Source organism: Pseudomonas bohemica (assembly GCF_002934685.1).
Lineage (GTDB): Bacteria > Pseudomonadota > Gammaproteobacteria > Pseudomonadales > Pseudomonadaceae > Aquipseudomonas > Aquipseudomonas bohemica.
The window spans coordinates 366,628-379,902 of the sequence record NZ_NKHL01000120.1; the positions used below are offsets into that span (position 1 = coordinate 366,628).

The 13,275-nt window shown below is 60.2% G+C and carries 9 protein-coding genes and 3 pseudogenes; 7 read left to right on the forward strand and 5 right to left on the reverse strand.

The window, feature by feature from the left end:
- The first annotated feature begins 44 nt into the window (after positions 1 to 44).
- Both CE491_RS27425 and CE491_RS27430 read left to right on the forward strand, forming a co-directional pair.
- A complete protein-coding gene (locus tag CE491_RS27425) occupies positions 45 to 1,577 on the forward strand; it encodes an FGGY-family carbohydrate kinase (RefSeq protein ID WP_110951442.1) in 1,533 nt (510 codons plus the stop codon).
- A 2-nt stretch (positions 1,578 to 1,579) separates the two neighbouring features.
- A complete protein-coding gene (locus CE491_RS27430) occupies positions 1,580 to 2,317 on the forward strand; it encodes an SDR family oxidoreductase (protein ID WP_110951443.1) in 738 nt (245 codons plus the stop codon).
- A 198-nt stretch (positions 2,318 to 2,515) separates the two neighbouring features.
- Here the strand turns inward: CE491_RS27430 and CE491_RS27435 are convergent, their stop codons facing one another.
- Positions 2,516 to 3,532: a LacI family DNA-binding transcriptional regulator gene (locus CE491_RS27435; RefSeq protein ID WP_110951444.1), complete on the reverse strand. Its 1,017-nt coding sequence runs from the start codon at positions 3,530 to 3,532 to the stop codon at positions 2,516 to 2,518.
- 272 nt (positions 3,533 to 3,804) lie between these two features.
- On the opposite strand from CE491_RS27435, the gene CE491_RS27440 reads away from it, so the two are divergent.
- Both CE491_RS27440 and CE491_RS27445 read left to right on the forward strand, forming a co-directional pair.
- Positions 3,805 to 5,010, forward strand: a complete 1,206-nt coding sequence (locus CE491_RS27440) for an MFS transporter (RefSeq protein ID WP_110951445.1) — start codon at positions 3,805 to 3,807, stop codon at positions 5,008 to 5,010.
- Positions 5,011 to 5,013: 3 nt separating this feature from the next.
- Positions 5,014 to 5,478 carry a metallophosphoesterase family protein gene (locus tag CE491_RS27445; RefSeq protein WP_199885268.1) on the forward strand — a complete coding sequence of 155 codons (465 nt, stop codon included), beginning with the start codon at positions 5,014 to 5,016 and terminating at the stop codon, positions 5,476 to 5,478.
- A gap of 125 nt (positions 5,479 to 5,603) precedes the next feature.
- Here the strand turns inward: CE491_RS27445 and CE491_RS27450 are convergent, their stop codons facing one another.
- The gene (locus CE491_RS27450; protein ID WP_110951446.1) at positions 5,604 to 6,395 is read right to left on the reverse strand and encodes a substrate-binding domain-containing protein; all 792 of its coding nucleotides are present in this window, start codon (positions 6,393 to 6,395) and stop codon (positions 5,604 to 5,606) included.
- A 369-nt stretch (positions 6,396 to 6,764) separates the two neighbouring features.
- Here CE491_RS27450 and CE491_RS31400 point away from each other — a divergent pair.
- Positions 6,765 to 7,442 (forward strand): annotated as a pseudogene (locus tag CE491_RS31400) (PAS domain-containing protein); the annotation flags it as partial.
- 105 nt (positions 7,443 to 7,547) lie between these two features.
- Positions 7,548 to 7,982, forward strand: a pseudogene (locus CE491_RS31405) (methyl-accepting chemotaxis protein); the annotation flags it as partial.
- A gap of 284 nt (positions 7,983 to 8,266) precedes the next feature.
- On the opposite strand, the gene CE491_RS31410 reads toward CE491_RS31405, so the two are convergent.
- Positions 8,267 to 9,130, reverse strand: coding sequence for a methyl-accepting chemotaxis protein (locus CE491_RS31410; RefSeq protein WP_407681377.1), 864 nt, complete (start codon positions 9,128 to 9,130; stop codon positions 8,267 to 8,269).
- A 39-nt stretch (positions 9,131 to 9,169) separates the two neighbouring features.
- A pseudogene (locus CE491_RS31415) lies at positions 9,170 to 10,189 on the reverse strand (methyl-accepting chemotaxis protein); the annotation flags it as partial.
- 413 nt (positions 10,190 to 10,602) lie between these two features.
- Between CE491_RS31415 and CE491_RS27465 the strand changes: the two are divergent.
- Positions 10,603 to 11,784 carry an acyltransferase family protein gene (locus tag CE491_RS27465; RefSeq protein WP_199885269.1) on the forward strand — a complete coding sequence of 394 codons (1,182 nt, stop codon included), beginning with the start codon at positions 10,603 to 10,605 and terminating at the stop codon, positions 11,782 to 11,784.
- 153 nt (positions 11,785 to 11,937) lie between these two features.
- Here CE491_RS27465 and CE491_RS27470 read toward each other — a convergent pair whose 3' ends face one another.
- Positions 11,938 to 13,185: a TIGR03862 family flavoprotein gene (locus CE491_RS27470; protein ID WP_110951450.1), complete on the reverse strand. Its 1,248-nt coding sequence runs from the start codon at positions 13,183 to 13,185 to the stop codon at positions 11,938 to 11,940.
- Positions 13,186 to 13,275 lie beyond the last annotated feature (90 nt).

Consider the following 13,275-nt stretch of genomic DNA (forward strand, 5'->3'; position numbering starts at 1 on the left):
CCGATTCCAAAGCCTGAAAGCCAATAACAAGAGAGCGCACCAAGATGGAATACGTCATCGGGGTCGACATCGGCACCCAGAGCACCAAGGCATTGCTGGTCGATGCTCAGGGTCGGATCGTCGCGCAGCACAGCCACGGCTACAAGGTCGACACCCCCAAACCGCGCTGGGCGGAGCAATGGCCGCAGGTCTGGCTCGATGCCGTGGAAATCTGCGTCACCGCCTGCATGCACAAGAGCGGCGTGCCCAGAGACAGCGTCAAATCCCTGTGCGTCAGCAGCCTGTATGGCGGCTCCGGCATCGCCGTAGACGCCCAGATCAAACCGCTGTATCCGTGCCTGATCTGGATGGATCGGCGTGCCGAAGAGCAGGTCGAGTGGGTCAATAAGAATGTCGATATCGAGCGCCTGTATTCGATCACCGGCAATTCCGTGGACAGTTATTACGGCTTCACCAAGATGCTCTGGCTCAAGGACAAACAGCCGCAAATCTGGGCCGATACGCGTTATTTGCTGCCGCCCAACAGCTACGTCAACTACTGCCTCACCGGCGAGATAGCGGTCGATCACAGTTCCGCTGGCAACATCGGCGGCGTCTACGATATCGAGGCACGCAGTTGGTCGACGCAGATGCTCGACGCACTCGGCATCGCGTCATCAATGATGCCCGAGCGGCTGGTGCACTCCGGCGAGGTGGTCGGCGGGTTGCTGGCTGATTGGGCCGAGCGTCTGGGCCTCTCGGCAGGCATTCCTTTGCTCGGCGGTGGCGTCGATGCGGCGATGGCGACCTTCGCGGCGGGCGTCACTCAGGCTGGCAACCACGTGGCCATGATCGGCACCAGCATGTGTTGGGGCTACCTCAATCAGCAGGTCGATGCACGGCATGGCCTGGTGAGTTTCCCCCACGTCTTCAACGGCGCCAAAGACCTCTACATCTTCGGCGGGGCGATTACAGCGGGCGCCTCGGTCAGTTGGTTTCGCGAGCAGTTCTGCCAGGCTGAAGAGCAACAGGGCCGCGAGACGAATGAAGACAGCCACGTCATTCTCGAACGCGCCGCGACGCAGATTCCCGCAGGCAGCGACGGCGTGCTGTTCCAGCCCTACCTGATGGGCGAACGCAGCCCGATCTGGGATGCCAGGGCCAGCGGCAGTTTCGTCGGGCTCAACCTCTATCACACACGCATTCACCTGTACCGCGCGGTATTGGAAGGCGTCACCTTCGCCCTACGCCACAACATCGAAGCCGGTGCCAGAGGCGCGCAATCCCTGGACCCACGATTGATCGTGGTCGGCGGCGCGAGCCATTCGGATCTGTGGATGCAGATCATCGCCGACGTCACCAACTTCCCGGTCTACACCATCGTGCAGGAAGTGGAAGCAGCGCTGGGTGCGGCACTGCTCGCAGCCCACGCCGTAGGGTTGGTGGACGAGGCGCAGGTACATACAGGCTGGGTGCAGCTGGAGCGCAGGGCCGAACCGCAGGCCGAGAATGTGGCGCTGTATTCGCGTTTGTTCGCCGATTACGTGGCGCTGTATCCGGCGCTCAAACCCATCATGCATCGTCTGCAGGGAGCTTGAATGTGAACACTGCCCACTTCGATTTCAGCGGCCAGCGCATTCTGGTGACCGGGGCCAGCAGCGGTATTGGCTGGGAAGTCGCACAGCAATTGCTCATCAGCGGCGCCGAGGTATACGCCCTGGGGCGCGACGCGCTGGCACTGCATAAACTGGAAGCTCAAGGCTGTCACGTGCTGCGCGCGGACATCGGCGAGGCACCGCAACTGGCCACTGTGCTCGCCGGGCTGCCGGTGATGCACGGCCTGGTCAACTGCGCGGGGATTTCCATTCTCGAAGCCGCGACAGAGGTCAGCGCCGCTGCGTTCGATCAGGTCATGACGGTCAATGTGCGCGCCGCGGCGATGGTCGCGGCGAGCGTGGCGAAGGCTATGATCGGCGAGGGCGTGGCGGGCAGCATCGTCAACGTGTCGAGCCAGGCGTCATTGGTGGCGTTGGACGATCATCTGAGTTATTGCGCATCCAAAGGCGCGATGGACGCCATGACCCGCGTGCAATGTGGCGAGTGGGGCAGGCACGGAATCCGCGTCAACAGCGTCAACCCTACGGTCACGCTGACGCCTATGGCGCAGATGGCGTGGAGCGAACCGAGCAAGCGCGACCCGGCGTTGGCGGCGATTCCGCTTGGGCGTTTTGCCCAGACGTCCGAAGTCGCCGCACCGATTCTGTTCCTGCTCAGTAGCGCGGCGTCGATGATCAGCGGGGTGTCATTGCCGATCGATGGGGGGTATACGAGTCGTTGATTCATGAGTCCGGCGCGATATGGCTGCTGGTCGCATACCCCTGTGGGAGTGAGCTTGCTCACGAAGAGGTGGGTACATCCGCCAAATTTTCAGCGGCTGAAGCTTAGCCTTCGTGAGCAAGCTCACTCCCACGGGTCGGGTGTTGATCTCGCCTGAAGTGCCAGGTCGCTTGCGACGCGTCGTGAACGAGCGCTGGCGTCATCCTGCCACCCCATTCTCCAGCTCCCCCACAATCACTACTTTCGCTTTAGGCAGATATCGATCCTGGATCCGCTCCAGCAGCATCTTCACCGCGCTGCTTCCCGCCAGCGAGGCGTCATGGGCAATGCAGGCGATGGGAATGCCGAAGATGTCAGCGAACGGCAGGCGGTCGATGCCGCAGATCGGCAGGCTTTCGTGGGCGATGTCCCGGTCCCGCAGGGCCTTCATCGCGCCCAGTGTGATCAATTGATTGAATCCGAAAATCGCATCTGGCAGTTGGTGCTGTCGCAGGTAATCCAGCGTTTTTTTATAGGCAGGTTCGAGGGTGTAATCACCGGCGAATACAACCAGCTGCACCTGTTTGCCGCTTTGCGTCAGCGCGGCTTTCACGCCCTTGAGACGCTCCTGGGAAATGCGCGAGTGCGCAGGCCCGGTCAACACCAGCAGGCGCTGCATCTGCGGATTTTTCGCCAGCAGATAACCCGCCCCTTTCAAGCCGCTGTGATAGTTGTCCAACACTACGTGGCTGAACGGGCTGTTGTGCAACGCACGGTCCAGTTGCACCACGGGAATGTCGCCATTGCTCAGACGACTCAAGTAGTTGGGCTGATAGTCCGGCTCATCCGACACCGGCGACAAAACGATCCCCGCCACGCGATAGCTGAGCAGTGTATCGACTGCCTTGCGCTCCAGCTCCTCCGAGCCGTCGGTGTCCACCAGCATGATGGTGTAGCCGTGCTTTTTCGCTTCGCGGGAAATAGCTTTGATCATCTCGCTGTAGAAGGGGTTGTCCACGGACGCTGTGATCACGCCAATGATCATGCTCTCGCTGCGCTTGAGGCTGCGGGCAAAGGCATTGGGAACGTAATCGAGTTCCTGCGCCACTTCCAGAATGCGCGCCAGCGTCGCGGGCTTGACCAGATCGGGTTTGTTCAACGCGCGGGAAACGGTGACCGGGGTCATGTTCACGCGTCGGGCGATGTCGGAAATGGTGACGGGAGTCTTTTTGCTCATGGACTTCTGGCGGCCTTGAATCGGGACAACATGCGGGGCGGCCACATGATTGCTGAATTGCGCAAGGCTAGCACGGCGAAGGGTAAAAGCGGTGCGCGGAGCACTCTGAATGTTATCGTTTTCATCGCCGGTCGGCGTGGCTTTACAAGCGGCTCGGCGTAAGGCGTCGAACGCAGGGGTTCACACTGTGGTCCACTCGGTAGCAATTATTCCGACGCGCTGTGCGCAATGGGCCAATAATGTGTGCCCATCTCAACTGGTCTGGAGGATTCATGACCTCGCCTGCTTCATCCTCTTCTCGCGACTTCTTCATCGCCGCCGCGGCGCTGTTGATCGCCATGCTCGGCACCACACTGCCGACGCCGCTGTACGCGATCTATCAGCAAAAGCTGGGGTTCGACGCGAGCTGGCTGACGATCATCTTCTCTATCTACGCGGCGGGGGTGATCGCGGCTCTGTTGGCTGTCGGGAGCTGGTCCGATCAGTTGGGACGTCGGCCATTGCTGCTGGCGGGGCTGTGCATGGGAGCGATCAGCGCCCTGATTTTTCTGTTCTCCGACTCGATTGGCGGCCTGCTGATCGGTCGACTTTTTTCAGGATTCTCGGCCGGCATCATGACTGGCACCGCAACCGTGGCGGTGATTGAACTGGCGCCGAGAACCTGGAAGAACGCGACCCTGATGGCGACCGCGGCAAATATGCTGGGCCTGGGGGTTGGGCCATTGCTGGCGGGGTTCACGTCACAGCATCTGGCCGATCCCCTGCACCTGATTTTCTACGTACACCTGGCGCTGCTGTTGTTGGCGGCGGTCGGCGTGGCGGTGATTCGCGAAACGGTGCAGCGCCCTGCACAGCTGAAACTGAGCATCCAGAAGCCGTCTGTTCCAGCCTCGGTGCGCGGCGTGTTCATCTCGGCCTCAATCGCGGGTCTGGCCGGGTTCAGCGTCGCTGGTCTGTTCACCAGCATGGTGCCGTCGGTGATGATCCACATCATGCAAGTGCATGGCAGGCTGTTGATCGGCGCGGTGATCGGGCTGTTCTTCGTCGCGTCGATCATTGGCCAGGCATCGCTGCAATGGCTGCCGAAGCGCCTGCACATGACCCTGGGCTGCGCGGGTTTGATCGTCGGGATGGTTTGCCTGGGCCTGAGTATCGCGACCGCGCAGTTGCTGCTGTTGGTCGGTGCCGGTCTGCTGGCGGGTATCGGGCAAGGCATGATCCTGCGGGCGGGCATGGGCGCGGTGACGGCCAGCAGTCCGCCGCATCAGAAGGCGGCGGTGACTTCGGCGTTCTTCGTGGTGCTCTACATCTCGATTTCAGTACCGGTGGTGGCGGTCGGTTTCAGTGTGCAGGCATTCGGTTTGCCTCATGTTGGTGAATTCTTCGCTTCGCTGGTAGCGGTGGTGGCGTTGTTGGCCATGATCAGCATGAAGCGCGTGCAGGCTCGCCAGGCGACGGTTGCGCCGTCCGGGAGTTGATCGATGGTGGTGAAGGTCGGCCTGATTTCAGATACCCACGGCTTGCTGCGTCCCCAGGCAGTGGAAGCCTTGCGCGGCTGTGACTATCTGATTCATGGCGGCGATATCGGCAAGCCGGAGATCCTCGACGCGTTAAGGGAAATCGCTCCGCTGACCGTGGTGCGCGGCAACAATGACACCGACGACGCCTGGGCGGCTGACGTGCCGTTCGAGGCTGTGCTGCGGGTTGGGGCGCTGGGGATTTACGTCACCCACATCCTCGCCGACGTGCCGGAGACGTTGCCGCCGGATATCGGCGTGGTGGTGACCGGGCATTCACACAAGCCGCTGCAGCAGACGCGCCACGGCGTGCTGTTCATCAACCCCGGCAGCGCCGGACCTCGGCGATTCAAGTTGCCGATTACCGTGGGTGTGTTGCACATCGATGGGCGCAATGTGCGGTGGGACTTGGTTGAGTTGCAGGTTTGACCAAAGCCGCCCTCGTAGTGGTCCTGCTTGCCGGCGGTGGCGTTTTTGAAACCGCGGCCGCCGGCAAGTCGTGTGGCCACAGAAACGGCGGGTAGCCGACGCTGAGTACCACCCGCCCCGACGTTTTACTTCGCAATCGGGTCCAACCCACTGGCCTTGATTGCCGGCGCGGCAGCCGATGAACTCAGGAAATCCAGGAACTGCTTTGCCTGCTCCGGGTGTTTGCTCTTGGTGACGACGCCGGCCGAATACAGGGTCATCTGCTGGGCCTGGTCGGGGATCAGGCCAATGATGTCGATGCCGTCCACCGGCTTCAATTCGCTCAACTGCTGGAAGCCGATTTCCGCTTCTCCGCGCGCGACCACTTCGCCCACAGGTGTCGCCTGGATCATGTGGCTCTTGCTCTGGATGCGATCGGCGATATGCATCTGGTTGAACAGCACGCGGGACAGGTAGACGCCGCTGGCGCTGTCGGAATAGGCGATGCTCTTTGCGTCGAGCAGCGTCTGTTTGAAGGCGTCCATGGTGCTGATGTCAGGGTGCGGCGCGCCCTGTTTCACCGCCATGGCGATATAGGATTTGCCCAGATCCACACGGGTTTTCGGATCTACCTGGCCGTCCTTGATCAGCTTGTCCAGCGCAGCGCCCACCATCAGCACTACATCGGCAGGCTCCTGGCGAGCGAGGCGATTGGGGATCGCTTGCGGGGTCGTCCCCATGGAAGGCGCCACTTCGCCCTGCAATTTGACACCCACGCGTTGTTCGTAATCCGGGGTGACCGCCTTGAACGCGCCCATGATGCCACCCGAGCTTAGTACGATCAGTTGTACCGGAGCTGGAGGCGTTGCGGCGTGAGTGAAAGCCGCTGGAATGAAAGTGACAGCGGCGCTCAAAAGATAAGGCAGAATTTTTTTCATGAAGACGAACCTGACATTGTTAAAAGAATGGCGCTGACGAAATAAAAACAGCGCGGGCAGTATGTGGCAATTGTGCGATGAGTAAATCCCTTTGTTGAATTCATCGTTTCACAGACGGCTGTTCCGGGCGCAGGTTCAGTCTGCCGCCGATGACCTGAGACGCCGCCAATACGACCTGAGAGGACGCCCTATCGGTTAGGCACTCAAGAAAACACTGGCCGGGCCGATGCTCAAGGCGACCCCTTTCCTCTCTTTGGAAGTTCGCCGTTCATGTTCAATAAACGTCTCAAACAAGAGTTGGCTGTCCTGCGTGAAGAACTTTCGTCAGTGGAACAGGTGAAAAGCAGCCTGGACAGCGAAATGCTGGGCATGCGTCTTGATCCGCAGGGCCGTATCGAGTCGGTGAACGGTAACTTCGAAACGGAAATGCATTATCGAAATGCCGATCTGGTCGGGCGGTCGATCGAGGATCTGGTCCCGTCTCATGTCAAAGGCCTGGATTTATACCAACGCCTGAAAACCGCGATCAGCCGAGGCGAACACCTCAGCGGTGCCCTGCGTCTGCTACGGGGCAATGGTCAGGAGGCGTGGCTGCGCTCGATTCTGCAGCCGGTGCGCGACAGCAGTGGACGGGTGACTTACATCACGGTCCACTCCAGCGACCTGACCCGCACCATCGAGAACTCCCGCGAGCACGAAAACCTGATCGAGGCGCTGCAACGTTCCACCGCCGTGATCGAGTTCAACCTCAACGGCGAAGTGCTGACCGCCAACGAGCGTTTTCTAAGCTCGATGGACTACTCGCTCGCGAAGATCCAGGGCCAGCACCACCGCATATTCTGCGAACCAACGGAGTACAACTCGCCCGAGTACCAGGCGTTCTGGGACAAGCTGCGCCGGGGGGAATTCGTCGCCGGCCGCTTCAAGCGCATCGACAGCCACGGTCGCGTGGTCTGGCTGGAAGCATCCTACAACCCGATTACCGATGCCCATGATCGGCTGTACAAAGTGGTCAAGTTCGCCACGGTCATTACCGATCAAGTCAATCGTGAAAACGCCGTGGCCGAAGCCGCGAACATCGCCTTCACCACCTCGCAGCAGACCGACGGCAGCGCCCAGAAGGGTGCCGCGGTGGTCCAGCAGACGGTTGAGGTCATGCGTGAGTTGGCCGGGCACATGGAACAGGCGGCCGACCGCATCGCCGCGCTGGACGAGCAGTCGCAGCTGATCGGCTCGATTATCCAGAGCATCAGCAGCATCGCCGATCAGACCAATCTGCTGGCGCTCAATGCCGCCATCGAAGCGGCCCGCGCCGGTGAGCAGGGTCGCGGTTTTGCCGTGGTCGCCGATGAAGTCCGGCAGCTCGCTTCACGCACCAGTAAAGCCACGGTGGAAATCGTCGGTGTGGTCAAGCAGAACCAGCAACTGGCCGAGCAGGCGGTGAGCGTAATCATCAGCGGCAAGGAACAGGCGCAACAGGGCCTGGAACTGGCGGCAGAGGCGGGATCGGTGATCGTGGAAATCCAGGATGGCGCGCAGAAGGTGGTCAGCGCGGTGGGGCAGTTCGCCAATCAGCTGTCGAGCTGATCGTTCAAAATCGTTAGAGAAGCCGTTCGGCGTGCCAAACGCTGAACGGTTTCTCAGCGCAGAAAACGGGTTACCAACGCGACTATCTCTGTTCGAATGTGCGCGTTTTCCAGCAGCGGGTCTGGCTTGAACAGCTTATTGCCTACTTGCCCTATTGCCGGATGAATCGAGCGGATAGTGCGGTTGATGTCTGCATCCGGCCCTTCAAGTACATTCTTTATGGCGTCTGGCAACAGCAAAAAGCCGTGCCGAGGTGATTAATCCCCCCGCACGGCTTTTTTGCTTTACACCCTGAAGTGGCTGACCAGCATCTGCAACTGGTTGCCCAGGCGGGCCAGTTCGACGCTGGAGGCAGCGGTTTCTTCGCTGGCGGCGGCGGTCTGTTCGGACACATCGCGCACGTTGAGAATGCTACGGCTGATCTCTTCGGCCACTGCGCTTTGTTGTTCGGCGGCGGTCGCGATTTGCTGATTCATCGCCTGGATGTTGGATACGGTGTTGGTGATGCTTTCCAACGAAATACCGGCCTTGCGCGTCAGGGCGACGCTGCTGTCAGTCAGGCCGCGGCTGCTGAGCATGATGTCCGATACTTGGCGCGTGCCGTTCTGCAAAGCGGCGACCAGGCCTTCGATTTCCTCGGTCGATTGCTGGGTGCGTTGGGCCAGGCCACGCACTTCGTCGGCCACCACGGCAAAACCGCGTCCGGCTTCACCCGCGCGGGCCGCTTCGATGGCGGCGTTGAGGGCCAGCAGGTTGGTCTGCTCGGCAACCGCCTTGATCACGTCCATCACCTTGCCGATCTTGTCGCTTTCCTGCTCCAGCACGCTCATGGCGTTAGTGGAGCGTACGACTTCGCTGGCCAGTTTCTCGATCTGCGTGATCGCTTCACCGACTACCTTGTCGCCGTCGCGGGCTTGCTTGTCGGCATCGGATGCGGCAACCGACGCCTGCTCGGCATTGCGTGCGACTTCGTGCACCGTAGCCGACATTTCGTGCATGGCCGTGGCGACCTGGTCGGTTTCCACTTTCTGGCTGTTGACCCCGGCGCTGGTCTGTTCGGTGACTGCAGACAGTTCTTCGGCAGCGCTGGCGATCTGGGTGACGCTGTCGCGAATCCCGCCGATCAGGTCGCGCAGGGTGGCGCCCATGCGCTGGATGCCGGTTTGCAGCACGCCGAGTTCGTCGCGACGGGTCACGATCAGGTCATGAGTAAGATCGCCGCTGGCGATGCGGTCGACCACTGTCAGGGTTTCCTGAAGCGGACGGGTGATCTGGCGCGTGATGATCAGCGCCGCCAATGCACCGAAGACCAGCGCGAGCAAGGTGCCGCCGATCTGCAGCGTGCGAGCCTGACGGGTATCGGCGTCGCCCAGCGAGGTCTGCAAGTCGACCAACTGCTGGTTGAGTTTGACGATGGCCGCGCCTTCGTCCGTCATCTCTGCGCGTGCAGTGTTGATGTTGTCGTTGGCCACCTTGAAGCCCTGCACTGACGTGCGATAGCCGATCAGAGAAGTTTCCAGTTGCTTCAGACGTTCGGCCTGGGAGCTGCCGAACATGGCATTGAGCGGCTCCAGACCGCTGATGGCGCTGGCCAGCTGACGTGAGGCGGCGTCCTCGGTCTTGGCGTTGGGGTTGGCGGTGTAGCCGCGAACTTCGTAGCGCACCAGCATCACGTCTTCCCTGGCCTTGATGGCGGCCTGGTACTGGGCGAAGCGGCGCTCGTCGGTCGGGTCCAGCTTCATCACGTCATCGTTGATGGCCGCGATCAGCTCGGCAGCCTTCACGGCGTCCACGCCCATGTCAGCGCGCACCTTGGTGCTGGTCCGGTAGCCGTCACGCATTTTGTTCAGCGAAGTTTCGTAAGCACGGATCTGCTCGCCCAGTGCCCTGATTGGTTCAACGTTTACCGGATTGCTGAACGTGCTCTGCAGGTATTGCTGCTGCGCCTTGAAGGCGTCCAGAGCGGTCTGCACGTTCTGCGCAACGGCTTCGTCACCGTTGCTGATCATGTACTGCAAGCGCGTGATGCGCAGGTCGGTCAATTTGTTGCTGAGCTTCATGATGTCCGCCACGCGATCGCTGCGGAAAGTCATGTTACCCAGGCTGGTCCAGCCGATAAGTGCAAGCAAGGCAGTAAAAACAAGTACAACACCGAACCCTAAGGCCAGTTTCATATTGACGCTGATATTCGCGAACCAGCTCTTCATTTCAGTTCTCCAGAAGGTCCATTTTTCGAAGTCGTCAGCTGGAGGGTTGTTTTTATAGAGGCCAGCGAAACTATTAAATGCAGGAGTGCATCGGCCAGAGCGCGGAAATCTGAAACGAATGTCGGGAAATGGCGGTCGCGGCAACGGGGGGCTGGGCAAGGGAAATCTTTTGGATAGAGCAGGGGTCTGCTCCTGCGAAAGCGGATAGCCATTTTCTTGACGTTACAGGACTTGGGGGTCCGTTGGTGACTGTTAAGTCACTGTCGTGAAAAGCTGGCGTCAACTTTCCCGCCTTATGTGTATCACGGATGAAATATTTCAACTGTCTAGGGCGCAGCGAACGAAATACCGTGTACGGGCTCCATCCTCGACCATCAGGGCGGGATTTTTTTAACCAGAACGGAAGTTGCGTTATGAAACCTGTTCAGCGATTCACCACACTCGACAGTTTCAGGGGGATCTGCGCATTGCTGGTCGTGTTCTTTCATCTGCATGTCGTCGATACGTTCATCCAACTGCCATTCTTTCGACGAGACGAGGTGTTGCTCAATTTCTTCTTCGTGCTCAGCGGGTTCGTTCTGGCCCATACCTACGGCATGAAACCGAATCTTTCATTCAAGTCCTTCTTCATCTCTCGCGTCTTCCGCCTCTATCCGCTGCATCTGGTCATGCTCGCATTCTTCATCCTGTTCGAAGCGGCGCGCTGGATCGTCTACGAAAACGGCTTTCAGCTGAACAACGTGCCATTCACCGGAACGTTCGCTCCCGAGGAAATCCTGCCTAATCTGCTGCTGGTGCAGGCGTGGACCACGCTCACCGACACCATGTCGTTCAACTACCCGTCCTGGACCATCAGCATCGAGTTCTACATCTATATGCTGTTCGGTGCCTTGTGCATGTTGTCCATGAGGAATCGTTTTCTCGCCTTCGCAGCCATATCGGTGGTGGCCTTCGTGCTGATCTTTTCCGAGAACGAACCGCTGGTGGAACGCGCGATGCTCGGGTTGTCCTGCTTCTTCGCGGGCAACATCACCTACGTGGTGTACCTGATGATTCGTGATAAGTGGGCGGCCAGGCCCTGGCTGGCGACCCTGCTCGAATGCGCCATGATGTACGCGACGTACTGGATCGTGATGAATGACTTCGATAATCGCTCGCCCATCGGCAGCCTGGCGTTTTGCGTGCTGGTGCTGCTGTTCGCGTTCGAGGGTGGGCTGGTTTCGACGTTTCTCAAGACTGGTGTGTTCGTTCTGCTGGGCAAGCTCTCGTACTCGATCTACATGACTCACGCGGCTTTGCTGTTTTGCCTGTCGACGGTTTTCATCGTGGGGCAGAAAGTGACCGGCCTGACGTTGGCACCCATGATCGCGGGGCAACGATTCATGGATACCGGCTCGATGCTGGGCAATAACGTTTATGTAGTGTTCGTGACGGTGCTTTCGGTGGCGGTGGCAGCGTTCGCCCACAAATACATCGAGATGAGGGGCTACGAACTCGGTAAGCGCTTCGTGAGCAAGCCGACCATAGCCAAGCCGCCTGTGGAAAAACCGGAATCGGTACAGGCGCTCGAGCCACGGATTGATCGGGTGGCGTGAGTCAGCGGTTAGATCCTGCAGGAGCGCGCTTGCCCGCGATCTGCCAGGAACTGGCAGCAGACCCGGTGCATTCGGTGTGTCTGATGCAACCGAGGTGTCCGGGTTTACTGCTGCTTTGCAGCAGATCGCGGGCAAGCGCACTCCTGCCAGTGGCTACGCGGCTGGCAGACCGCGCAACCATTCCACCGTCCCCAACCCCGCCGCGCGTCCGCTGGCGAAGCAGGCTGTCAGCAGATAGCCCCCTGTGGGCGCTTCCCAGTCCAGCATCTCGCCGGCGCAAAACACGCCAGGTAGCGCCCTGAGCATCAGGCGTTCGTCCATCGCCTCGAACGTCACCCCGCCAGCGGTACTGATCGCCTCGTCCAGCGGGCGCGGTCTGATCAGCGTCAGCGGCAGAAATTTAACGGCCTTGGCAAGCAGTGTCGGATCTGCAAATGCCCCGGCAGGCGCCAGCTCGCGCAACAAGGCGGCCTTGACCCCGTCTATGCCCAACTGACTGTGCAGATGCTTGGATATCGAGCGCGAGCCACGAGGTTTGCCGAGCGCCTTCTGTACATCGGCCAGAGGTTTGCCCGGCAGCAGATCGATCTCGACGGTGGCCGAGCCAGATTGGTTGATCGCTTCCCGAATCTGCGCCGACAACGCATAGACCAGACTGCCCTCGACACCTGTCTGTGTCAGCACGCACTCACCCAGCCGCAGCTGCTGGCCTTTCAGGCCCATGGCAATGTTTTTCAGCGGGGCGCCTGCAAACTTGCTGCGCAACAACTCGCTCCAGGCCGAAACTTCAAACCCGCAGTTGGCAGGTTGGAGTGGCGCGATCTGCACGCCGTGTTGTTCGAGCAGAGGCAACCAGGCGCCATCCGAGCCGAGACGTGCCCAACTGGCGCCACCGAGCGCCAGCAAGGTGGCGGCGGGCGCGATGCTCAATTCGCCTTCGGGGCTGGCCATGCGCAGGCTGTTGTCCGCGTTCCAACCCAGCCAGCGATGACGGGTGTGAATAACCACCCCGGCATCACGCAGACGCTTGAGCCAGGCACGCAGCAGCGGCGCGGCTTTCATATCCGTCGGAAATACCCGGCCTGAACTGCCGACGAAGGTTTCGATGCCCAAGCCATGAATCCACTCGCACAAGGCCTCGGCGCCGAAGCCACGCAGCAGTGGGGCGATGATCGGCGCGCGTTCGGCGTAGCGCGACAGAAACGCAGGGTACGCCTCCGAGTGGGTGATATTCATGCCACCGACCCCAGCCAGCAGGAATTTGCGACCGACCGAGGGCATGCTGTCGTAGAGGTCGACCTTGAAACCCGCCTGACTCAGCACTTCGGCCGCCATCAACCCGGCCGGACCCCCTCCGATGATGGCGACTGTCTGTACGAGCGGGGAGGAGGCTGAAGTCATGGGCAAGCTGCGGATCATTGAAGTGGGTCGCGCATTCTACCCGAGCCTCGTGACGAACGAGCGACCTGTGGAAAACTATTGAGCAAAAAA